General features: G+C 67.7%; 18 protein-coding genes. 8 read left to right on the top strand and 10 right to left on the bottom strand.

The window, feature by feature from the left end; genetic code table 11:
• Positions 1–10: 10 nt before the first annotated feature.
• Positions 11–985: an acyl-ACP desaturase gene (locus tag GOHSU_RS14240; RefSeq protein WP_024332628.1), complete on the bottom strand. Its 975-nt coding sequence runs from the start codon at positions 983–985 to the stop codon at positions 11–13.
• Positions 986–1091: 106 nt separating this feature from the next.
• Between GOHSU_RS14240 and GOHSU_RS14235 the strand changes: the two genes are divergently transcribed.
• Together GOHSU_RS14235 and GOHSU_RS14230 are read left to right on the top strand one after the other, a co-directional pair.
• On the top strand, positions 1092–1766 hold the full coding sequence (locus tag GOHSU_RS14235) for a response regulator (RefSeq protein ID WP_005943231.1): 675 nt from the start codon (positions 1092–1094) through the stop codon (positions 1764–1766).
• A 5-nt stretch (positions 1767–1771) separates the two neighbouring features.
• Positions 1772–2275, top strand: a complete 504-nt coding sequence (locus tag GOHSU_RS14230) for a hypothetical protein (protein WP_005943228.1) — start codon at positions 1772–1774, stop codon at positions 2273–2275.
• A 51-nt stretch (positions 2276–2326) separates the two neighbouring features.
• On the opposite strand, the gene GOHSU_RS14225 is transcribed toward GOHSU_RS14230, so the two are convergent.
• The 3 genes from GOHSU_RS14225 to cobO form a co-directional block, all read right to left on the bottom strand.
• Positions 2327–3997, bottom strand: a complete 1671-nt coding sequence (locus tag GOHSU_RS14225; protein ID WP_051139483.1) for a GAF domain-containing sensor histidine kinase — start codon at positions 3995–3997, stop codon at positions 2327–2329.
• A 74-nt stretch (positions 3998–4071) separates the two neighbouring features.
• On the bottom strand, positions 4072–5457 hold the full coding sequence (locus tag GOHSU_RS14220) for a cobyrinic acid a,c-diamide synthase CobB (protein ID WP_005943223.1): 1386 nt from the start codon (positions 5455–5457) through the stop codon (positions 4072–4074).
• Positions 5451–6068, bottom strand: coding sequence for a cob(I)yrinic acid a,c-diamide adenosyltransferase (gene cobO / locus GOHSU_RS14215; RefSeq protein ID WP_005943221.1), 618 nt, complete (start codon positions 6066–6068; stop codon positions 5451–5453). Before cobO ends, GOHSU_RS14220 begins: the two co-directional genes overlap by 7 nt.
• Positions 6069–6443: 375 nt before the next feature.
• Between cobO and GOHSU_RS16370 the strand changes: the two genes are divergently transcribed.
• The gene (locus GOHSU_RS16370; RefSeq protein ID WP_155821292.1) at positions 6444–8708 is read left to right on the top strand and encodes an HNH endonuclease signature motif containing protein; all 2265 of its coding nucleotides are present in this window, start codon (positions 6444–6446) and stop codon (positions 8706–8708) included.
• 44 nt (positions 8709–8752) lie between these two features.
• Here the strand turns inward: GOHSU_RS16370 and GOHSU_RS14200 are convergent, their stop codons facing one another.
• Together GOHSU_RS14200 and mqo are read right to left on the bottom strand one after the other, a co-directional pair.
• Positions 8753–10642, bottom strand: coding sequence for an AAA family ATPase (locus GOHSU_RS14200; RefSeq protein ID WP_005943214.1), 1890 nt, complete (start codon positions 10640–10642; stop codon positions 8753–8755).
• A gap of 14 nt (positions 10643–10656) precedes the next feature.
• Complete coding sequence (mqo, locus tag GOHSU_RS14195) at positions 10657–12183, bottom strand: malate dehydrogenase (quinone) (protein WP_005943211.1); 1527 nt, start codon at positions 12181–12183, stop codon at positions 10657–10659.
• Positions 12184–12316: 133 nt separating this feature from the next.
• On the opposite strand from mqo, the gene GOHSU_RS14190 reads away from it, so the two are divergent.
• The gene (locus tag GOHSU_RS14190; protein ID WP_005943208.1) at positions 12317–13393 is read left to right on the top strand and encodes an alpha/beta hydrolase; all 1077 of its coding nucleotides are present in this window, start codon (positions 12317–12319) and stop codon (positions 13391–13393) included.
• Positions 13390–14802 (top strand): mycothione reductase, encoded by a 1413-nt coding sequence (gene mtr, locus GOHSU_RS14185; protein ID WP_005943205.1) that lies wholly within the window; start codon positions 13390–13392, stop codon positions 14800–14802. Before GOHSU_RS14190 ends, mtr begins: the two co-directional genes overlap by 4 nt.
• A gap of 13 nt (positions 14803–14815) precedes the next feature.
• On the opposite strand, the gene GOHSU_RS14180 is transcribed toward mtr, so the two are convergent.
• From GOHSU_RS14180 to map, 4 genes are all read right to left on the bottom strand, one after another.
• Positions 14816–16210, bottom strand: coding sequence for a lipase family protein (locus GOHSU_RS14180; RefSeq protein ID WP_024332627.1), 1395 nt, complete (start codon positions 16208–16210; stop codon positions 14816–14818).
• A gap of 72 nt (positions 16211–16282) precedes the next feature.
• Positions 16283–17110, bottom strand: coding sequence for an alpha/beta fold hydrolase (locus GOHSU_RS14175; RefSeq protein ID WP_005943197.1), 828 nt, complete (start codon positions 17108–17110; stop codon positions 16283–16285).
• Positions 17092–18633: a cobyric acid synthase gene (locus GOHSU_RS14170; protein WP_005943195.1), complete on the bottom strand. Its 1542-nt coding sequence runs from the start codon at positions 18631–18633 to the stop codon at positions 17092–17094. The genes GOHSU_RS14175 and GOHSU_RS14170 overlap by 19 nt, the downstream gene beginning before the upstream one ends.
• Positions 18634–18641: 8 nt before the next feature.
• Positions 18642–19502, bottom strand: a complete 861-nt coding sequence (gene map / locus GOHSU_RS14165; RefSeq protein WP_005943192.1) for a type I methionyl aminopeptidase — start codon at positions 19500–19502, stop codon at positions 18642–18644.
• Between map and GOHSU_RS14160 the strand changes: the two genes are divergently transcribed.
• Genes GOHSU_RS14160 through GOHSU_RS14150 form a run of 3 tightly spaced genes read left to right on the top strand, consistent with a single transcriptional unit; the run spans position 19501 to position 22449 of the window.
• The gene (locus GOHSU_RS14160) at positions 19501–20598 is read left to right on the top strand and encodes a heme/hemin ABC transporter substrate-binding protein (RefSeq protein WP_005943189.1); all 1098 of its coding nucleotides are present in this window, start codon (positions 19501–19503) and stop codon (positions 20596–20598) included. The two genes, map and GOHSU_RS14160, sit on opposite strands and share 2 nt — an antisense overlap.
• A gap of 53 nt (positions 20599–20651) precedes the next feature.
• Complete coding sequence (locus tag GOHSU_RS14155) at positions 20652–21650, top strand: FecCD family ABC transporter permease (protein ID WP_051139481.1); 999 nt, start codon at positions 20652–20654, stop codon at positions 21648–21650.
• A 1-nt stretch (position 21651) separates the two neighbouring features.
• Positions 21652–22449, top strand: coding sequence for a heme ABC transporter ATP-binding protein (locus tag GOHSU_RS14150; RefSeq protein ID WP_005943184.1), 798 nt, complete (start codon positions 21652–21654; stop codon positions 22447–22449).
• The last annotated feature ends 6 nt before the right edge of the window (positions 22450–22455 follow it).

Below are 22455 nucleotides of genomic sequence, written 5' to 3'. Positions count from 1 at the left end.
CGAGGCCGCATCAGGCGTCTTTGGCCCGCTCCCTGGCCAGTGCCCGAGCGCGGGATTCTTCGAACTTGCGCACCTTGATGTCCATCTGCTCCAGGAAGTCGGCGAGCTTCTCCCGGTACATCTGGCCGAGCGGACCGAAGTCGTCACGCTCGAAGATCCGCCACTTGCGCAGCACCGGCAGCACCACCTCTTCCATGTGCTGCGGGAGGTCGTAGATTCCGCCTTTGGCGATGAGCACCGCATTGCGCCGGAAGTTGGGCATGGTGGCCCCGGGCATCTGGAAGTTCGACACGATGCCGTAGATCGCCGCCATCGCCTCGTCGGGCACCAGGTCCAGGGCGCCGTCGACGATATTGCGGTAGAAGAGCATGTGCAGGTTCTCGTCGGCGGCCACCCGCTGCAGCATGCGATCGGCGATCGGGTCGCCGCAGGCCTTGCCGGTGTTGCGGTGGCTGACCCGGGTGGCCAGCTCCTGGAAGCTGACGTAGCTGACCGCGAAGAGCATGTCGAAGCTGTGGTCGCGCTGCCCGTCGTCGTCGGGCAGCGGGTTGAAACCGGAGGTCATATGAGCCATCCTGGTCTCTTCGAGTTCGACCGGATCCACCCCGCGGGTCACCACCAGGTAGTCGCGCATCACGGTCGAATGCCGCATCTCCTCGGCGGTCCAGCGGCCGACCCAGAATCCCCAGGCGTCGTCGAGACTGAAATTGTCGGCGATGACGCGGTGGTAGGAGGGCAGATTGTCCTCGGTGAGCAGATTGGTGATCATCGCGGCTTTGGCCGTCTCCGACAGCTGTGACTGCTCAGGATCCCAGTCGATGCCGCCGAGCATCTTGAAGTTGCGGCCTTCGTCCCAGGGGACGTAGTCGTGGGGATGCCAGTCCCGGGTCATCTTCATGTGCCGCTCGACTTCGGTCTCGCAGACGGGCAGCAGCTCACGCAACAGGTCCGAGCCGCTCATTTTCTTTCCGATGAGAGTGGTCATGGCTCTCATGATCGTCGTGGGGCGGCTGTGAATAGAGTGCCTAAGGTCCCCAACTCACCGGGTCTCCGGTCGGGACTCGGCCGGGTCCTTCAGGTACCTTTTAGGCATGCCTAATCCGCCCGCACCGACTCCCGGTAAACCGATCCGAGTGTTCCTGGTCGACGACCACGAGTTGGTGCGACGCGGCCTGCGTGATCTCCTGGGCACCGCCGGTGACCTGCAGATCGTCGGTGAGGCCGCCACCGTGAAAGAGGCCGTCACCGGGATCGCCGCCACCCGCCCGGACGTTGCGGTGCTCGATGTGCGGCTGCCCGACGGGAACGGGGTGGAGCTGTGCCGCGAGGTCCGTTCGCGGGATGCGAATCTGCGCTGCCTGATGCTCACCAGTTACGCCGACGACGATGCTCTCGTCGCCGCCGTCTTGGCCGGCGCCTCCGGTTTCGTCCTCAAGCAGATCCTCGGCCAGAACCTGATCGCTGCGGTCCGCACCATCGGGCAGGGCGGCTCTCTGCTCGACGACCGCAGTACCGCGGCACTGCTGGCCCGCCTGCGTAACGACAAGAAAGAGAAGGAAGACCCGCTGGCCGAGCTGACCGGTCAGGAGCGCGAGGTCTTCCATCTGATCGGCGAAGGATTGACCAATCGGCAGATCGCCGAACGGATGTTCCTGGCCGAGAAGACGATCAAGAACTACGTCTCACACATCCTGGCGAAGCTGGATATGCAGCGTCGTACCCAGGTTGCGGTGATGGCGACCAAACTCCGCGAACGACAGCGCTGAGACCGGTGGGCACCGGCGCCGGCCCGGCGGTCTCCGACCAGCAGGACGACCAGCAGGACGACCAGACGCAGGCCTCCTTCCGGCGCCTGGACATCGAACTGGGCGCTGCCGCGGTCGTGGGACTGCTGTTCGCCGTCGCCATGGGGGTGATCGCCTTCGCGATGACCGTCACCTACCGCAATCCGTGGACCTTGGTGGGGGCAGTTGGCGTCGGTGCGCTCGTCGTCACGGTCAAACTGTTCGCCCGAACATCGCGCCTGCGCCGCCTGGCCACCGTCGCCACCGAGCAGATCGCGCTGATCGCCGTGATCGGTGTGCTCTGCCTGGCCGTGATCGACGATGTGCCGTGGATGGACCACGAAGAGATCACCACGACCAGCGACCACGGCATCATCGATGGCTATGTGCTCGAGACCGCACCCGGTTTCGTCCACATCCTGACCGCGCACGACCGCCAGGTGATCATCCTTCCGGCCGACCAGGTCACCGGCCGTACGATTGTGGGTTGACCGTCCCACTCGCCGGTCACGCACCGACTGCAGCAGGGTGCCCAGAGACGGTTATCCAGGGAAGTCCGGGAGCGGGACCTGCCAGATCAGCCGGGTGCCCTCTCCCGGCGTGGTGTCGACGGTGAAGACACCGTCGCACTCGTCGGCCCGTCGGGTTAGATTGTCCAGTCCGCGGTAGTTCACATGCGGTGAGATACCGATCCCGTCGTCGGTGACCTCGACGGTCAGGACGTCCCCGGCGGCGATACGCACCCCGATGCGAGTGGCACCGGAGTGCCGCAGGGCATTGGATAGACCTTCGCGCAGGACCGCTTCGATATGTGTGGCCAGCGCATGCGGCACCAGTGTGTCGACCGGTCCGGAGAAGGTCACGCTCGGAACGATCGGCGCGTGCCGAGCCAGTTCGGCGACGATGTCGAGCACCTTGCGTCGCAGTGTGACCGCGGCATCGGCGATCGCCGCCGACTGCAGATCGAAGATCGAGGTGCGGATCTGAGCGATCGTCGCATCCAAGTCGTCGATCACCTGTGCCACCCGGCGGTCGAACTCCTGCGGGGCCGCCTGCATGGTCTGCAGTGACATGCCGACCGCGAAGATCCGTTGAATCACGTGATCGTGCAGGTCACGAGCAATGCGATGGCGATCCTCCAACATCTCCAGATCGCGCGCGAGCTGTTGTTGCTCGGCGTAGGCCACGGCCAGCGAGGCGACACGGGCCACGCCGGCCAGTCCGGCCATCTCCTCGGGCTCCCAGGACGGGCGCTTGCGGTGGGTCAGGACGATCGCACCGAAATCTCCCGGCGTGCGCTGCATCGGCTGGGCGGTCTTCCAGCGCGCACCCCCGCGCATCCACTCCGCGCCGGCCGCGTCGACCTCGCTCACGCTGAAGGACAGTCCCGGCCAGGCGATCTCGCTGGCGTCGACCGGCTCGCCGGTGTGCCCGTGCAGGTGCGGGTCATCGGCATCGGAGGTGACGATGAAGACGTCCACTGCACCGGTCAGGGCCGCCACATCGGCGCACAGTCCGTTGAGTGTGTCCGACAGGGCCACTCCGGCCATCGGCTCGGAGCCCCGGTGGGCCAGGATCTCCATCCAGCGGTGCCGGACGCGCTGACGCTCATACAGCCGTGCATTCTCCACGGCGATGCCTGCCGCGACGGCCAAGACCGAGACGATCTGTTCGTCCTGCTGGGTGAACATCGGTACCGGTGCACCCTCTGCCGGTTCGGCTCCGCCGGCAGGCTGCTTCTCGGTGAGGTAGATGGAGCCGAAGAGTTCGCCGCGCACGATGATGGGTGCGCCCAGAAAGGTGTCCATCGGCGGGTGGTGCGGGGGGAAGCCGACCGATGCCGGATGCTCGCCCAGATGCTCGATCCGCAGAACCTCGGGATGGTCGAGCAGTTCTCCCAGCACGCCGCGTCCCACCGGCAGACGGCCCATCTTGGCGCGCACCTCCCGCGGAATCCCGGTATAGACGAAGGCCTGCAGCCCGCGGTGCGGCCCGCGGACACCCAACGCACAGTACTGGGCATCCAGCACCGAAGCGGCGACCTCGGTGATGCGCTGGAGCGACTCGTTCAGGTCCAGCCCCTGCCCGACCATCAGGACCGCCTCGAGCAGATCGCGCAGCACCCGCGGTTCGGTGTTGGCCGAGGTCAGCGCATCCAAGGCTGCGCTGAGTGCGGCAGACGCGGGGGATGCAGGTGCGCCGCCTTGGGCCATCCGCTGCGCGGTCAGGTCCGCATAGCCGGCGCCGTTCTCATCGCGCAGCTCATCGTGCGTCTCATCGTCCACGTCTACTCCCCTGGCCGATCTGTCGCCGCTGCCGCCCGCACGAAGCGGGCGATGGCTGCAGGGTATCCCGCCGGATGCAGATGCAAGTAGGAAGCGTGGACACCGCCGCCGACAGCCCCGTCGACGGTCGGCACACCGTCGGCGCCCCGCCATCCCCATGCCGGCGCGGGCGGTTGGTCCCAGTGCACGACGCTGCGGTGGAATTCGTGACCGGTGACGCGTTCGCCGGCGGCGAACAGGACCGACTCTGCCAGGGCCACCCCGTCGCGGTAGCCCAGCGTCAACTTCGGGGTGAACTCTGCGCGCCCGGGCAGCGCCGCGGCCATCGGAACCGAATCGAGGCTGCGCTGCAGGTAGAGCAGTCCGGCGCACTCGGCATGGACCGGCCGCCCGGCAGCGACATGGGCGGTGACCGCGGTGCGCAGCGCCTCGTTCGCACCGAGGGCCTCGCTGTGTGCCTCGGGGAATCCGCCGCCGATCACCAGCCCCGCGGTAGCGGCAGGGAGCGATTCGGTGAGCGGATCGAAACCCACCACCTCGGCGCCCGCCGCCACCAGCAACTCGCTGTGTTCGGCATACGAGAAGGTGAACGCCGGGCCGCGGGCGACCGCGATCTGCGGCCGCACCCCGGTTGCCGTCTCACCGATCTCGTCTTCGGCGGACCACGGAACGACGTTGCGCCCGGCGGCCGTGCCAGCCGCGGCTACCAGCGCCGGAAGGTCAAGAGCCGCACCGACCTTCGCAGCCATCGCAGCGACCGTATCGATCGCATCGGTCTGGCGTTCGGCCGCCGGGATCAGCCCGAGATGCCGCGATGGCACCGTCATCGCCGGATCACGACGCAAGGCCCCCAAGACCGGGAGACCGGCGTGTGCACATGCCTGCCGCAGGACCTGTTCGTGCCTGTCGGAGCCGACCCGGTTCAGGATCACCCCGGCCATCCGCACCTGTGGTGAATAGCCGGCAAGACCCTGCAGCAACGCAGCTAGCGACTGCGAATGCCCGGAGGCGTCGACGACCAGGATCACCGGGGCTCCGATCAGCGTGGCCACATGCGCGGTCGATCCCAGCCCCAGCGCATCGGATTCACCGGTGATCCGACCGTCGAACAGGCCCATCACCCCTTCGACGACGGCGATGTCCGCCCCGCGCGAACCGGCGGCGAACAGCGGAGCGATCCGGTGTTCGCCGACCAGATTGGGATCAAGGTTGCGGCCCGGCCTGCCGGTGGCGAGCGCGTGATAGCCCGGATCGATGTAGTCGGGCCCCACCTTGAACGGGGCTACCCGATGGCCGGCGGCAGCCAGCGCTCCCATCAACCCGGTGGCGACCGTCGTCTTTCCGCTACCCGAACTCGGCGCAGCGATCACGACCGCCGGTACTACCACTCGATTCCCTTCTGGCCCTTACGGCCAGCGTCCATCGGGTGCTTGATCTTGGTCATCTCCGTCACCAGATCGGCCGCCTCGATCAGCGCCTCGGGCGCGTAACGCCCCGTGATGACGACGTGCTGTCGGCCGGGCCGCTCACGCAACGTGGCCACGACCTCATCGACGTCGATCCAGCCCCAATGCAGCGGATAGGTGAACTCGTCGAGGACATAGAAGTCGTGCTCTTCGGCCGCGATCCGTCGTGCGATCTCCGCCCAACCTGCGCGGGCCGCTGCGGCATGGTCCTGTTCCGCTTCTTCACTACGTCGGATCCAGGACCATCCCTGCCCCATCTTGTGCCACTGCACGGGGGCGCCTTCACCGGTCTGCTCATGGACTCGGCCGAGCGCCAGCAGGGCGTTCTCCTCACCGACCTTCCACTTCGCGCTTTTGACGAACTGGAAGACGGCGACATTCAAGCCTGCATTCCACCCCCGCAACGCCATTCCGAAGGCTGCCGTGGACTTACCTTTCCCAGGACCGGTATTCACCGCCAGCACCGGTTGATTGCGCCGCTGGCGCGTGGTCAGACCATCATCAGGGACAGACTCGGGAACTCCTTTGGGCATGGCGTCAGCCTAGTGTGCCGGGAATCATGGTCAGGATCCGGACCGCTGCGCCCTCACCTGGTTTGTCCCTCCGACTCGCTATCGATTCCCCGTCGCCTTTCCGGTAGACGTTCGACTCGATCATTCCGGGCACCCTCGCGAACACGTTCATGCTGTTCAGAACCCTACTTGCGGGTATCAGATTGTCGAAAGTTCTTTCGATTTTCCCTTGCCTGGTGTGTGTGGGCGGGCGTATTCTAGTCATAACGGAATCGAACTAGAGTTCTAGTATTGGTTTGGGGGTGAGAACTGGTGGCGGGTTTCGCGGCGTCGGCGTGGTCGTCGGCGGATCTGTCTGCTGGTGGGGTGGGGCCGGCTGCTGAGGATGTGTCCGGGTTGTCTCAGGAGCAGGTGGCCGGGCAGATTCATGCGGCTAAGAACGGGCAGTGTTATCTGGATTGGAAACTGTTCCAGTTGGCGTTGTCGGTGATCGACCGGGAATACGGGCGGGTAGCGCGGGAGAAGCTGGCCGGTGCGGATTTGAAGGTGCTGGATGTGACGGCGCGGGCGGTGTTGTGTTTGCAGCAGTATCTGGCCGGTACCGAGTATCAGGGCCGGATGCTGGCTGAGGATGCGTTGGCGGCTCGGCATCGGTTGCCGTCGGTGGCGGGATTGCTGCGTTCGGGGCATATCGATCGGCGCCGGTTCCATCGGATCGTGGTGGCCACCGAGTTGATCGGTGATTCGTGGAAGATGGCGTTGGTCGATGAACAGATCGCCGCCCAGATCCTGGGGATCGTCGGCGGCGGGGGTGTGTTGAGTGAGGGGGCCATCACCAATCTGGCCACTCAGGTGGCGGTGCGGCTTGATCCGGATTCGGCGCGGCGCCGCCGGCAGGCAGCGCTGGCGCGCCGGGGGGTGCGGACTCGGGGTGTGGGGGACGGGTTGGCTGAGTTGACGGTGGTGGCCCGGGCCGAGGACGTGCGGTTGGCGGTCGCAGCTGTCGATGCGGTGATCGGCCGGTTATGTGCCCATGACGGGCGTAGTACCGGTGAGCAGCGGTCGGCGGCGGTCATCGCCCGGGTCACCGGGCAGAAATTCGGGTGCGCCTGCGGCCGCCAGGATTGTGTCGCCGGTGTGGAGGTGACGCAGATCGATCCGGTCGCGGCCCGGTTGATGGTGCACGTGATCGTCGATTCGGCCGCTCTGGACGGGGCGAACGTTCCCGGTTACCTCGACGGATACGGTGTCATCTCCGCCGACCATTCCCGTGAGTTGGCCGAACGCCCCGACGCCACCATCGTCCGGCACGATCTGAACGACCTGTGCGAAACCTGCGAACCCGACCCCATCGACGTCGACGACCCCGACGAATTCGACGACCCCGACGACCCCGACGAGTTCGACGACCCCGACGAGTTCGACGATCCAGACGAGTTTGACGACCCTGACGAGTTCGACGACCCCGACGGGCCCGACGGACCAGACGACCCCGACGGACCAGACGGACCGGACAGTCCGGATGAGCCTGGCGGTCCGGACAGTCCGGATGAGCCTGGCGGCCCTGGCGGCCCTGGCGGTCCGGGCGGTCCTGGTGGGCCCGACGGTCCGGGTGGTTCTGGTCGGCCGCGGGGGCCTGATCCCGGTGATGCCGCAGGCCCTGCCGGCCCGCCGGCCCCCGATGCTCTGGAAGGCCCAGATGAGGCCCAGCGTTGGGCTGATTGGCCCGGCGAGCCCGATGATCCGGAGTTCGCTGCCGCTCAGCAGCGGGCGATCGATGACGGGCCCGATCCGGGGTGGGTTCCCCCTGAACAACGACGTCCGTTGTTCACCGATCTGGGGCCTGATGATGATCCCGAGCAGATCCGGCTGGCCGCGATGTGGCGGCGCTGGGACGGAGACGCCGAGTTGACCGCGATGATCGCTACGGCCGAGACCGACGGCACCTGGCAATGGTGCCGTGACCTGGAGGAATCCCAGATCGGGATCGACTGGGAACGGATCGAGAAGCAACAACAGGCCTGGATCGCCGATCTGGACCATTTCCTGACCGTGGCCGCCTGCCGCCGACCCGAACGGGTCCTGACTCACACCGCCCGCCCCGCCGACGGCTACCGGCCCACCACCGTCACCGCCCTGATCGCCCGTTTCCTGTGGGGAACCTGCTCGATCCCCGGCTGTGAACGCCCGGCCTTCTCCTGCGACCTGGACCACGTCGCCGAATACGACAACATCTGCCCCCAAGCCGGTGGACCCACCTGCTTATGCAACCTGCTGCCCAAATGCCGGTTCCACCACCTGATCAAAACCAGCCTCGACGGATTCCTCGACGAACTCTGGATCGACGAACACGGCCGCTACCAAAGCGCGATGAGTCTGTACGGCATCACCACCCAGACCACCGCCCCCAACCAGTGGCTGTTCCCCAGCCTGGCCGCACTACGCTGCGCCCACCGCTACGGCCCCGACGACCACTCCCACCACACCGGCCACACCCCCAACGGCACCTGGCGCCACAGCCCCGAACGCGCCGGCCGCAGCCGCACCGCCAACAAACACGCCCGCCGCCGCGCCGAACGCGCCGCCAACCGCCGCGAACGACTCACCAAAAACAACACCGACCCCACCCCACCCACCGACGACGACCCACCACCGTTCTAGGCGAAGGTTCTGGTCCGGACGGGCGAGGCGGTGATGCCCGACCATCAGCCGGCGGTTTTTACCGTTCCAGCCAGTCCATCGGTGTCGAGAAGATCCATCGACGTGTATTCGGCGCCCATCCGGTCCGCCAGCTCTACCGCAAGTCCAAGCCGGATCATGCCCTGCTCACAATCGACCACCAACGACGAAACCCCCTGGCCCGCGACCTCACCGGCCACAGCCTTGGCGCGCTCGGTGGCGTTCTTGCCCGCCGTAGCCCGTCCATCGGTGAGCACCACCAGCAAGGGTCGTCGTGTCGGATCGGTGCGTACCGCGCGTTCGATGACCTCCAGTGCCCGCCTCAGTCCCTCGGCGAGCGGCGTGCGTCCACCGGTGCGCACCGCTGCCAGCCGGGCGACCGCCAGGTCCACCGAGCGGGTCGGCGGTACCGCGACGTAGGCATCTTTACCGGCAGCGACCACGACTGCCACCCGGTCCCGGCGCGTATACGAATCGCGAAGCAGATCCACGCAGGCATTGCGAACCGCAGTGAGACGGGCCCGGGCGGTCATCGATCCCGACAGATCCACGACGAAGACCACCAGGTTCGACTCTGTTCCGATCCGTTCGGCGCCGCGCAGGTCGTCGGCCACGATCGACGGCAGCCCCTGCCCGTCGGTGCGGCCGGCGGCGGCGAGCACCGTACCGAAGAGGTGAACCGGCGTGGTCGCGGAGAAATCGATCGCCCGAGAGGTCATGCCACGTGTACCGCGGGCCCACGACCGGCGGCCGTCGGTTCCTTCTCCGGTTCCCTCAGCACGAAAGGTCCGCAGCCGCCGGGTCGTCCCGGCCGGCGGAGCCCCGAACTGGGGTCCCGACGGTGTCTCTCCCCCAGCCGATGGCTGCTCCGCTTCACCGGAATCGGGTTCGGTACTGGATTCGGCGGGTGGATCCGCTTCTGCCGCAGCCTCTGAGTCGGTGCCGGAATCGGTGTCCGACTCCGGCTCCGGCTCAAAAGGGGGCGGCTCCGAGGCGGCCTGCTCACCCTGTTCGAGGGCTTCATCGAGTTCATCGGAAGTCATCTCCGGTGAATCGAACGGATTCCGTCGTCTGCGATGCGGCAATGCCAGTTCGACCGCAACCCGCACATCGTCTTCCGTCACCGCATCGCTGCCCCGCCAGGCCGCGTGCGCCGCCGCCGTGCGTGCGACCACGATGTCACCGCGGAGTCCGTCGACCTCCAGAGCCGCACAGATCCCAGCGATCCGCCGCAGTTCCTCGGGCGGGATCAGTACTGTTTCCACCGCTGCGCGAGCCGACGAGATTCGCTGCGCCAGTTCGGCTTCCGCACCGGCAAACGACGCGGCGAAAGCATCCGGATCGGCGTCGTAGGCCATCCGCGCGGTCACGATCGCCACGCGTTCGCTCACCTCACGCGCACCGGCCACATCGACCACCAGCCCGAACCGGTCGAGCAGTTGCGGCCGCAGCTCCCCTTCCTCGGGATTCATGGTGCCGACCAGAACGAAGTCTGCGGCTTCGGTATGTGAGACGCCGTCGCGTTCGATGGTGACCCGGCCGCTGGCAGCGGCGTCGAGCAGCACATCGACCAGATGGTCGGCGAGCAGATTGACCTCGTCGATGTAGAGGACACCACCGTCGGCCTGGGCAAGCAGTCCGGGCGTGAAGTGGGCCTGACCGTCCCGCAGGACACGGGTCAGATCCAGGGATCCGATGACCCGGTCCTCGGTGGCCCCGATCGGCAGCTCGACCACCCGGGAATCACTCCCGAGCAGTGGAGACAGACCGCGAACGATGGTGGACTTGGCTGTCCCCTTCTCTCCGCGGATCAGCACGCCGCCGATGCCCGGAGAGATGGTCGACAGGATCAGGGCCAGCTTGAGCCGGTCCTGTCCGACGACCCCACTGAACGGATACGCAACAGGTGCGGTCACTTGTGTCGTCGGTTCTACTCGGCCGACTCCACCGCGGCATGTCGACCATGGCCGGCGGCCTCACCGTTGCCGGTCAGCTCCAGGCTGCGGTTGGTCCAGTCCCACAGCTGGCGGAACAGCGCCGGGTTGTCGTTCAGCTTCTGGCCGAACGACGGGACCATCTCGGTCAGCTTCGGGGTCCATGCGTCGAAACGGTCGCTGAAGCACTGCTGCAGTACCGAGACCATCGCCGGGACGGCGGTCGAGGCGCCCGGCGAGGCCCCGAGCAGACCGGCGATCGAACCGTCACCCGCGGCGACGACGGCGGTGCCGAACTCGAGGTTGCCGCCCATTCCGTCCTTGCGGATCACCTGCACACGCTGGCCTGCGGTGATCAGTTCCCAGTCGCCACCGGTGGCACGCGGGACGAACTCCTGCAGAGTCTTGACCCGGTCGGCCGGGGTCGCCGCCAGTTCGCCGATCAGGTACTTGAGCAGGCCGAATTCCTTGGGAGCGATCGACATCATCGGCAGCAGGTTGCCGGGCTTCACTGTCTTCGGCAGATCCATGACGCCGCCGGTCTTGAGGAACTTCGGCGACCAGCCCGCGTACGGGCCGAACAGCAGCCCCTTCTCGTGGTTGATGACACGGGTGTCCAGGTGCGGCACCGACATCGGCGGTGCACCCACGGCAGCCTGGCCGTAAACCTTGGCCGAGTGCTCGGCGATCACGTCGGGGTTGGTGCAGCGGAAGAACTCACCGCTGACCGGGAAGCCACCGAAGCCTTTGGCCTCGGGAATCCCCGACTTCTGGAGCAGATGCAGGGCGCCGCCGCCGGCACCGATGAAGACGAACTTGGCCTCGACGCGGATGTCCTCGCCGGTGCGCAGGTTCCGGACCTTGACCACCCAGCTGTCGTCGGACTGCTGCGACAGATTCCGGACCTCGTGTCCGAAGTACAGATCGGCGTCACGACCGACGTAGTTCAGCAGCTGCTGGGTCAGCGCACCGAAGTCGACGTCGGTGCCCTCGGTGTACCAGTTCAGCGCCACCGGATCGCTCCAGTCGCGGCCCGCGGCCATGAGCGGCAGGCGGCGGGCGAACTCGGCGTCGTCGTCGATGAACTCCATGCCTTCGAACAGGGTGTTCTTGGCGAGTGCGGCCTGCCGATTCCGCAGGTACTCGACACCGGCGGCCCCGTGGGCGAAGCTCACGTGCGGGATGGGGTTGATGAACTCGTCCGGCTCGCCGAGCAGACCGTTGTCGACGCCGTACGCCCAGAACTGGCGCGACTGCTGGAACTGTTCGTTGATGTTCAGCGCTTTGGTGATGTCGATCGAGCCGTCGGCTCCGGCCGGGGTGTAGTTGAGCTCACACAGCGCCGAGTGGCCGGTGCCCGCGTTGTTCCACGGGTCACTACTTTCGGCGGCGGCGGCATCCAGGCGCTCGAACAGCGCGATCGACCAGCTCGGTTCCAGTTGCCGCAGCAGCGTTCCAAGAGTGGCGCTCATGATGCCGGCACCGATCAGTGCCACGTCCGTCTTGATCACTCTCTGTGCCACGTTCCGCTCATTTCCTCGCCGCCCGGCACCCTGCTGGCCGAGACCACACCTTGAATCATTGTTGTACATCCGCCTCGTCCCCTACGCATCGGCGCTGGGAAATGTGGGATGAACGACATACCAGCCTAAGCTGATGCCCGTGAGTTCGACTGAGTCCCCCACCGAGCCTTCCCTGACCGCGCCGGATTCCGTTCCGGAACACATCTGGCGCCCCGATCATTTCCTGGACCGCTACGAGGTGCTGACGCTGCCGCTGGGCGACGATCCCGACGGTGAGGATCCGATCAGTGCCACCCTGATCCGCCGGTCGGCCGGCGGAGCGGCCGCCCGGGGCGCTGTGCTCTACGTACACGGTTTCACCGACTACTTCTTTCAGGATGAGCTCGCGCAGTTCTTCCACGACCGCGACTACGCCTTCTACGCGCTGGACCTGCGCAAATGCGGACGCTCCTTCCACCGGCAGCAGACTCCTCACTACATCTCCGATCTGGCGTACTACGACGACGAGCTCAACGCCGCGCTGGACGTGATCGCCGCCGAGACCGCACCGGCCGGGCGCAACGCACGCGTCCTGGTCGCCGGTCACTCCACCGGCGGACTGGTCACCTCGCTGTGGCTGGACCGGCTGCGCCGCACCGATCCGCAACGGCACGCGCGCACTGACGGGCTGCTGCTCAACAGTCCGTGGCTGGATTTGCAGGGCGAAACCGTCCTGCGCACCGGACCCACCGCGCGGCTGCTGTCGGCGGTGGCGGCGGTCCGCCCCAAGGCGCTGGTTCCGCGGGAGTTGTCCTCGGCGTACGGCCAGAGTCTGCACATCAGCGCGAACGGCGAATGGTCCTACGACCTGGATCGCAAGCCGCTGACCGGGTTCCCGGTGACCTTCGGCTGGCTCAGCGCGATCCGTCAGGGACAGCTGGCGCTGCACCGCGGTATCGATGTCGGTGTCCCGGTGCTGTCGTTGCGGTCGGACAAGTCCCGCTTCCGGGCCGAGTACGACGTCGCTGTGGACACCGCCGACTGTGTGCTGGATGTGCAGCACATCGCCAAGTGGTCACCCTTCATCGCCCGGCGGGTGATGTCGGTCGCCGTCGGCGATGCGCGGCACGACGTCTTTCTTTCGCAGTCGCAGGCTCGCGCGGAGGCCTACGCCGCCGTCGACCAGTGGCTGCGCGCTGAGCTCGACGTGGCGGCGGTGGCAGCCCGATGAGCACTGCGATGAGACTGGTTGACCTGGCCATCATCGGCTCGGGCAGCGGCAACTCGCTGCCCGACGAGCGCTTCGACGACATCACGATGGCGATCTTCGAGGAGGGTATCTACGGCGGGACCTGCCTGAACGTCGGCTGCATTCCGACCAAGATGTTCGTCTACGCCGCCGATGTGGCCGATACCGTGGAAGAAGCCGGGCGCTACCAGGTGCGGGCCTCGCTGGACGGGGTGGACTGGCCCGATCTGGTTCGCCGGGTCTTCGACCGGATCGACCCGATTTCCGCCGGTGGAAAGCACTACCGGATCGAGGACTGCGACAACATCACCGTGTATTCCAGTCATGTGCGGTTCGACGGGCGGGTCGAGGTCGACGGCGTCGAGCGTTATCGGCTCGTCACCGATGCCGGTGACGTGGTGGCCGCCCGCGAGGTCGTGATCGCCGCCGGGGCCCGCCCCGAGATCCCGCAGCCGATCCGCGAGTCGAACGTGCGCTACTACACCAACGACGACGTCATGCGGCTGCCGGAGCTACCGGCCCGGATGGCGATCATGGGCAGCGGCTACATCGCCAGCGAATTCGCCCACGTCTTCGCCAGCCTGGGCACCGACGTCACCATGATCGCCCGGGGTCCGGCTCTGCTGCGCAAGATGGACGCGGAGATCAGCAGCCGCTTCACCCGCGCGGCCCAGCAGAAGTGGACGGTCCGCCTCAACGAGGGCATGCTCGGTGCCACCACCCTGCCCGACGGCACCATCCGCCTCAACTGCGGCGACGGTGACCACTTGGATGTGGACGTACTGCTGGTCGCGACCGGACGCACCCCCAACGGGGACCGTCTGGGTTTGGACACCATCGGAGTGCCGCTGACCGACGACGGCCGGGTCCCCACCGACGCGCACGGACGCACACCGGCGCGCGGCGTGTGGGCGCTGGGCGATGTCTCCTCCCCGTACCAGCTCAAACATGTGGCCAACCAGGAACAGCGGACCGTGCAGGAGAACCTGCTCAAGGGCTGGGATTCTCCCGATCTGGACTCGTTCATGCACCAGTGGGTGCCCGCAGCGGTCTTCACGCATCCGCAGGTGGCCACCGTCGGGCTGACCGAGGCCGAGGCGATCGAAGCCGGCTACGACCTGACCGTCAAGGTGCAGGAGTACGGCGACGTCGCCTACGGCTGGGCGATGGAGGACACCGAGGGCTTCTGCAAGGTGATCGCCGACCGGGCCACCGGCCGGCTGCTGGGCGTGCACATCATGGGTGAGCAGGCCGCGTCGATCATTCAGCCGGCGATCCAGGCCCTGAGTTTCGGCCTGGGTGTCCGGGAGATGGCCCGCGGTCAGTACTGGATCCATCCGGCGCTGCCGGAGGTACTCGAGAACGCTCTGCTGGGGCTGGACCTGGACTGACCTACCGGTCCGATCAGCGCGGGCACTCGGAGACCGCCGGGTTGCCCTGCAACCGGGCATCCAGCCACGACAGGGCCTCCGGATAGCCGGTGAGCATGGCGATGGCGTGCTCACCGAAAGGTTCGCGGTACACCGCGTTCGCGCCGAGGCGGCACTGTTCGCGGTAGAGGTTGCGGGCGCCCAGCGCCGGGATCCAGAACTCCTGAGCGCCGTTGTAGATGTACAACGGGACCTGCGCCTTCTTATCGGACATCTTGGTGGCCCGGTAGATCTCCTCGGCGATCGGCGAGTGGAACGGGTCCGGATCGTTGGCGAGCAGCTGCATGGGCAGGAAGGTCGGACCGGCCATGGCGGCCGGAACGATGCAGACGTTCTTCAGCGGCGAGGTGGCCAGCCACTGAGCCGGGTTGTTCGCCAGGGTCAGGATCTCCGGTCGCTCCCGGGCGATACCGAAGGTCGCCGCGTGGAAGAGTCCGGTCGCCAGGTTCGCGTTCATCGAACCGACCAGCAGCCGGAAGTCGGCCGGGACCCCGCCCAGTGCGGCCCCGACCATGCGTGGCTCCAGCTCCGGCGCATAGGTGCCCAGAAGTTTGGCCGCACCGTTGGTGGCGATCGCGCCGCCGGAATAGCCGGTCATCGCCACCGGGCTGCTGCCGAAACGCTTCGCGTCCAGGTGCGCGGCCGCCCGGACCGAATCGAGCACGATGTGCCCGGCGGTCACCGGCTCGGCGTACGCCTGCCGCGGTCCCTGATGGTCCGGAACGATCACCGTGTAGCCGCGGGCCAGTGCCAGCTGCGTCGTCGGCGGAATGAAATCGGTGGCCCCGGTGGCGACGCTCATGCCGTGTGCCAGCGTCATTCCCGGTGTGCAGGCCGCCCCGAGGGAATCGATCGGCAGATTGTTCACCAGGATCGGCCGCGGGCCCGAACCGGTCCAGCCGGTCCGGGGTTCCAGAATGGTGGCGGTGCCGAACGACGCCCTCCCGGCCGCGTCGGTGGTGGCGAACTTGACCTGCCGGGCCCGGGAGATCGGGGTGGTCACCAGAAGCCCCGCCGGCCAGGTCACGTCCCGGATCGCCAGCAACTCTCCGGGTGCACGCCGGTCCAGATCCGGCGCCCACCGGTCGAAGAACGGGTCGCCCGTCGGGTCGGGCATGACCGCCTCGCGCAACTCCTGGAACCGATGGCTCGTGCCCGGGGTCTGTGCGCGCGGCGGGATCTTCTGCAGCCGCGGAAACGGCGGCGGCGGGATCGCACCATCGATGGCCTCGGGGATCTCTTTGGGGATCGGCCACATGGTGAACGGCTCGGCCCCGGCGGGTCCGGCCGCCAGCGGCGGTCCGGCCAGCAGCATCACCGCCGCCACCGCGAATACTGCCCGAAGATTCCGTCGCCGCGACCGCTTCATTCACCGATTATGACCAGGGGGCGCCCGGTCCACGGGTGATTCGGCGCCTTCGTGCAGGACCTCGTCGAGGTTTCAGTACATCGTCGAGCGCAGGGCGATCTCGCTGGCGACGGCCTCCGGCGCATTCTCGGGTATCCAATGATCGACGCCGCGGAGTTCGGAGAAGCGATAGTCGCCGTACACGAAACGACCACTCAACTCCGCCTGCGCCCGGCCCAGCGCCGCATCCCCGTCACTCCACAGCATCGTGGTCGGGATCTCCACCGGCGGACACGCCAGATTCGCAGCGATGTCCCCGGTGAATGCTGCCCGGTACCAGTTGAGCGGGCCCGTCAGGGCGCCCGGCTGCAAGATCGGCGCCAGCTCGTCCGCACTCACTCCGGCCCGGCGCAGGAGCACACCGCCGCGGGCGGCCAACCGGTCTTCGGCACCGTCGGCGATGAAGTCCTTGATATACGACGATCGGGTGCGCTGGTCGTCGCCGTCGGTCAACGCGACCGCCATCGCCGACGGATGCCCGGTGCTCACCGCCACCAGCCCGGTGAACCGGTCCGGGTTCCGGGCCGCCAGATGCCAGGCCACGATGCCGCCCCAGTCGTGCCCGACAACCATCGAATAGGCGATGTTCAGATGACCGAGGACCCCCAGAACATCGTCGGTCAGCCGATCCAGGCGGTATTCGTCGACCCCGTCGGGGCGGGCGCCCGGGCTGTAACCGCGCTGGTCGATGGTCACCGTGCGCAGTCCCGCATCGTGCACCCGCGGCAACACCTTGTCCCAGCACATCGAGTTGACCGGGAAACCGTGCAGGAGCACCACCCAGGGTCCGCGGGCCGGTCCACTGCGGTGCACGTCGAAGACCAGACCGCTGTGCTCGATTTTCAGGTGCTCGGATTCCACGACAGCCAGCTTAGGACGCTCGGCAGTGCCGGTGGGCCGTCGGCGAGCAACCGTTGCACAGCCGACATATCCAGATGGGTATCCACCAGATCTGCCAGCAGATCCAGCTGTCCCTGGCGGACCGCCGCAACACTCAGGTCCGGTGCCGGCGTGAAACCGGGCCGGCCGGCCGCCGCGGCGACCTCGGTGAGGAAGGCCCGACGGAAATCATCGCTCTCCAGCAGGCCGTGACCGTGCGTTCCGTATACGGCACCGCGGCGCGCCCCTTCCGGGCCGGTTCGGTGTTCGTTCAACCACGTCTGCTCCCGGCAGGCAGCCACCCGGCCGTGGTGGATCTCGTAGCCGTGGACCGGGTGGCGGCCGTCGTCGCCGGTGAAGTGGCGCAGCGTCTTCTCTTGTGCGAAGACGATGTGCACATCCAGCAGACCCAGGCCGTCGACGGCACCGGCCGACGATTCGACGTGGTCGTCGATCTGCCGCGACAGCATCTGAAAACCGCCACAGATGCCCAGAATGGGCAGACCGCCGGCGGCCCGCTCCACCAGCGCCTGCGCCAGCCCCCGCTCGCGCAGCCAGCGCAGATCGTCCACCGTGGCCCGGGTTCCGGGCAGCACCACCAGATCGGCGGCGTGCACCGCACCGGGATCGTCGACCCAGGTGACATCGACCCCCGCCTCGCAGGCCAGCGCCTCCACATCGGTGCTGTTGGATACGCGCGGCAGCCGGATCGCGGCCACCGTCAGGCGTTCTCCCCTGTACGGGGCCGGCGGACCGCCGACCCGGCGTCCGACCGGGCTGGCCAGCGAATCCTCGGCGTCGATCCACACCTGCGGATGCATCGGGATCACCCCGAGGGTGTCCCGGCCGGTCCGCTCCCGCAGCATCTCCAGTCCGGGGGCCAGGATCGCCGGATCTCCGCGGAACTTGTTGATCACATAGCCGGCGACCAGCGCCTGATCGGCCGGCTCGAGTACCGCGGTGGTGCCGTAGAGACCGGCCAGGGCGCCGCCGCGGTCGATATCGGCGACCACCAGCACCGGGATTCCCGCGCGCCGGGCCAGGCCCAGATTCGCCAGGTCGGTGCGCCGCAGATTGATCTCGGCGATCGAGCCGGCCCCCTCGGCGAGCACCACGTCGTAGTCGGCACGCAGCGACGCCAGTTCCTCGTGCACCACCTCGGCCAGTCGTCGCCGCCACTGCTGATAGTCACCGGCCCCGACATCGCCGACCGCCCGGCCCCGCACCACCACCTGGGAGCGACGATCGCTTCCGGGTTTGAGGAGCACCGGATTGAACCGGGTGACCGGTTCCAGCCCGCAGGCGGCCGCCTGCAGCGCCTGGGCCCGCCCGATCTCTCCCCCGTCGAGGGTCACCGCGGAGTTGTTCGACATGTTCTGGGCCTTGAAGGGCGCCACCGAGATGCCGCGGCGCGCCAGCGACCGGCACAGCCCGGCCACCAGCAGACTCTTACCGGCATCGCTGGAGGTCCCCCCGACCAGCAGTGCCCCGCGCAGATCCGCCATCGGCGCGACTAGTCCGGCAGCGTCAGGATCTCGGCACCGTCATCGGTGACCACCAGCGTGTGTTCGAACTGCGCGGTCCACTTCCGGTCACTGGTGACCACCGTCCAGCCGTCGTCCCACTGCTCCCAGTCCAGGCCGCCCAGATTGATCATCGGCTCGATGGTGAAGACCATGCCGGGTTCGAGGATCGTGTCGACCGACGGCTGGTCGTAGTGCAGCACGATGAGGCCGTTGTGGAAGGTCTCGCCGATGCCGTGACCGGTGAAATCGCGGACGACGTTGTAACCGAAGCGACTCGCATAGGCTTCGATCACCCGGCCGACGACATTCAGTTCCCGGCCCGGTTTCACGGCTTTGATCGCCCGCTCGGTCGCGATGCGGGTGCGTTCGACCAGGTCGCGATGCTCCTGAGAGACGTCACCGGCCAGGAAGGTGGCGTTGGTGTCCCCGTGCACGCCGTCGATGTAGGCGGTCACATCGATGTTGACGATGTCGCCGTCGGCGATCACCGTCGAATCGGGGATGCCGTGGCAGATCACCTCGTTGAGCGAGGTGCAGCACGATTTGGGAAAGCCCCGGTAGCCCAGCGTCGACGGATAGGCACCGTGGTCGATCATGTAGTCGTGCGCGATGCGGTCGAGCTCATCGGTGGTCACGCCCGGTGCGACGGCCCGGCCGGCCTCGGCCAGAGCATTGGCCGCGATCTTGCCGGCCACCCGCATCTTCTCGATCGTCTCGGGGGTCTGCACCCACGGCTCGTTGCCCTCCTGCACCGTCGGCTTCCAGGCGTATTCGGGGCGGGCGATGGAGTCGGGAACCGGCAGAGTCGGTGAGACGACGCCGGGCTGCAACGGTGCGCGAACGGTCATGAGACCTCATCCTACGGGCCCGGTCCAGGCCGACGCCGCGCCGCCCGAACCGGTCGGTAAGGTGTACCTAAATCCGTCCGTTCCGATTCCAGAGGATCTCCCCGTGCCATTGTTCCGCCGCCCGTTCGTCTGCGCGGCGACGGCACTGCTGGCCGCGCTATTGGTTCTGTCCGGCTGCAGCCTCGATCCCCTGGATGTCGGGCAGGGCGCCGATCCGGGCGCCGCACATCTGCGCGACGGCGCCCGGGTCGCCACCCTGCCCCAGGACGACCCCGTCCCGGTCGAACAGGATCCGGTCGCCGCACCGCAGGCGCAGCGGATCGTGGCCCTGGACCGGAACGGGACGCTGGGTGCGACGGTCTATGCCCTCGGGCTGGGCAAGAACATGGTCGGACGTGACCGATCCACCACCTTCCCGGCGGCGCAGACGGTTCCCGAGGTCACCGACGCCGGCCACGCCGTCAACATCGAAAAGGTGCTGGCGCAGAATCCGACGATCGTGCTGGCCAGCGAAGACATCAATCCGGCCGGGGCGCTCGGTCAACTGCGCGCCGCCCACATCCCGGTCGCGGTGTTCACCGGCAAACGCAGCGTCGCCGGAACACCCCGTCTGATCCGCGATATCGCGACGGCGCTGGGCGCCGAGGCCGCCGGCGAGAAGCTGGTGGCACGCACCCAGGCGCAGATCCAGGCCGCCCGCGATGCGCTGCCCGATCCGACGGGCGATCCGACGATCGCTTTCCTGTACATCCGCGGCGATCGGCTGATCCTGTTGGCCGGTCCGAACTCCGGGGCCGACGACCTGATCACGGCCCTGGGCGGCCGCGATGCGGGCACCGAAGCCGGACTGACTGCGTCGTTCACCACAGTGAGCACCGAATCGTTGATGCGGGCCGATCCACAGGTGATCCTGGTGATGACCCAGGGAGCCGAATCCGTCGGCGGTCTGGACAAGGTCGCGGCGCTGCCGGCGATCGCCGGGACCAGAGCCGGGCGGGCCGACCGTGTGATCGCGATGGACGAGACTCAGGTGCTGGCCTTCGGTCCGGACACCGGGCTGGTGCTGCAGGCGCTCGGGAAGGCGATCTACCGGTGAACGAGACATTGCGCCGTCGGGCTCCGGCCAACTGGAGCCGCGCTATCTGGGTGATGGTCGCCAGCCTGCTGCTGCTGGGCGCGGTCATCGTCTTCTCCGCAGGGACCGGTCAGGTCTCGATCCCGCCGTCGCAGGTACTCGGCTCCATCGCCCATCACTGGCATCTGAACATCGGACCGCTGCCGGACCAGGCGGGCGAGAACGCGATGTGGGTGTCCCGATTCCCCCGCATCGTGCTCGGTGTCCTGGTCGGCGCCGCCTTGGGTGCGGCGGGCTGTCTGCTGCAGGGGGTGCTGGCCAACCCACTGGCCGAGCCCGGCATCATCGGCGTCTCCTCCGGTGCCGCCGTCGGCGCCTGCCTGATGTTCGTCGTCGGCGGACCGGCCCCCAACGGCTGGGCGGTCGCCGGTGCAGCCGCCGTCTTCGGTCTGTTCACCACCTTCGCCGTCTACACCCTGAGCATGCGCGACGGGGGGACCTCGGTGGTGATGATCGTGCTCACCGGTATCGCGGTCAACGCCTTCGCGCTGGGCATCATCGCCTACCTGACCACCATCGCCTCGACCGCGACCCGCGAGCAGATCGTCTTCTGGCAACTCGGCTCCCTGGCCGGATCGGTCTCCTGGGGTCATGTGCAGGTGGTGGCGCCGCTGGTGATCTCGGCGATCGCCGCCTCCCTGGTGCTGGTCAACAAGCTCGATCTGCTGGCCCTCGGCGAGATCCAGGCCGCCTCGCTGGGGATCAACGTCGAACTGGTCCGGCGACAGGCGATCGTCCTGGTCGCGATTCTGACCGCGGGTGCGGTCGCCTTCACCGGCATCGTCATGTTCGTCGGTCTGATCGTGCCGCATGTGATGCGCCTGCTGGTGGGCCCGCGGCACCGGGTGCTGCTGCCGGCCTCGGTGATCGGCGGCGCACTGACCATCGCCGCCGCCGATCTGGCCGCCCGGACCCTGACCAACGGTGAGCTGCCGCTGGGCATGCTGACCTCGCTGATCGGCGGACCGGCCTTCTTCATCCTGCTGCGCCGGACCGCGAAGACGGGATGGTGAGATGACCACGCCACAGTCTCCTGCCCCCGGGATCAGCCTGACCGCACACGACGTCGAGATCGATCTGGGCGGCCGACCCGTGCTGCACGGGGTGAGTCTGAACGCCGAACCGGCGCAGATCATCGCGCTGGTCGGACCGAACGGCTGCGGTAAATCGACGCTGCTGTCGGTCCTGGCCGGAGTGCGCGCACCGAAGGCCGGCAGCGTACACCTGGGCGGACGCCACCTGGGTGGCTACCCGGCCCGGGAACTGGCCCGCCACCGCGCCCTGGTGACGCAGAGCAACCGCGTGGACACACCGTTCACCGTTCGCGAGGTCGTCGAACTGGGCCGTTATCCGTGGCTGCGCGAGCCGGAGGCCCGGGACTCGGCGCAACTGGTCGACAAGGCCATCGTCGCCTGCGGGGTCGAGGATCTGGTGGACCGGCCGTTTCCGCAGTTGTCCGGTGGACAGCAGGCCCGGGTTTCGCTGGCCCGGGCGCTGGCACAGGACACCCCGGTGCTGCTGCTCGACGAGCCGACCGCGGCCCTGGACATCGGCCACAGCGAGCAGGTCCTGAAGATCCTGCGGGCCCGCGCGGACGCGGGACTGACCGTGGTGCTGGTGGTCCACGACCTGTCGCTGGCCGCCGCCTACGCCGATCGGGTCGCACTGATGAAGGGCGGGCGTATCCTCGCCCACGGCACCGTCGACGAGGTGTTCACCGCCGCGCTGTTGACCCAGACCTACGATCACCCGGTCGCGCTGGTCCGCCACCCCGACACCGGCGAGCTGATCATCACCCCGGACCGCTCCTGAACCGGT

The sequence above is a fragment of the Gordonia hirsuta DSM 44140 = NBRC 16056 genome (assembly GCF_000333015.1).
Taxonomy (GTDB): domain Bacteria; phylum Actinomycetota; class Actinomycetes; order Mycobacteriales; family Mycobacteriaceae; genus Gordonia; species Gordonia hirsuta.
This window is presented reverse-complemented; position numbering and strand designations above follow the sequence as displayed.

What these genes read in the sequence shown, in the direction of transcription:
- GOHSU_RS14240 (WP_024332628.1), bottom strand. Translation starts at nt 985, where the DNA reads ATGACCACTCTCATCGGAAAGAAAATGAGCGGCTCGGACCTGTTGCGT.
- GOHSU_RS14235 (WP_005943231.1), top strand. Translation starts at nt 1,092, where the DNA reads ATGCCTAATCCGCCCGCACCGACTCCCGGTAAACCGATCCGAGTGTTC.
- GOHSU_RS14225 (WP_051139483.1), bottom strand. Translation starts at nt 3,997, where the DNA reads ATGGCCCAAGGCGGCGCACCTGCATCCCCCGCGTCTGCCGCACTCAGC.
- cobO (WP_005943221.1), bottom strand. Translation starts at nt 6,068, where the DNA reads ATGCCCAAAGGAGTTCCCGAGTCTGTCCCTGATGATGGTCTGACCACG.
- GOHSU_RS14190 (WP_005943208.1), top strand. Translation starts at nt 12,317, where the DNA reads ATGCCCGTGAGTTCGACTGAGTCCCCCACCGAGCCTTCCCTGACCGCG.
- mtr (WP_005943205.1), top strand. Translation starts at nt 13,390, where the DNA reads ATGAGCACTGCGATGAGACTGGTTGACCTGGCCATCATCGGCTCGGGC.
- GOHSU_RS14180 (WP_024332627.1), bottom strand. Translation starts at nt 16,210, where the DNA reads ATGAAGCGGTCGCGGCGACGGAATCTTCGGGCAGTATTCGCGGTGGCG.
- GOHSU_RS14170 (WP_005943195.1), bottom strand. Translation starts at nt 18,633, where the DNA reads ATGGCGGATCTGCGCGGGGCACTGCTGGTCGGGGGGACCTCCAGCGAT.
- GOHSU_RS14160 (WP_005943189.1), top strand. Translation starts at nt 19,501, where the DNA reads ATGAGACCTCATCCTACGGGCCCGGTCCAGGCCGACGCCGCGCCGCCC.
- map (WP_005943192.1), bottom strand. Translation starts at nt 19,502, where the DNA reads ATGACCGTTCGCGCACCGTTGCAGCCCGGCGTCGTCTCACCGACTCTG.
- GOHSU_RS14155 (WP_051139481.1), top strand. Translation starts at nt 20,652, where the DNA reads ATGGTCGCCAGCCTGCTGCTGCTGGGCGCGGTCATCGTCTTCTCCGCA.
- GOHSU_RS14150 (WP_005943184.1), top strand. Translation starts at nt 21,652, where the DNA reads ATGACCACGCCACAGTCTCCTGCCCCCGGGATCAGCCTGACCGCACAC.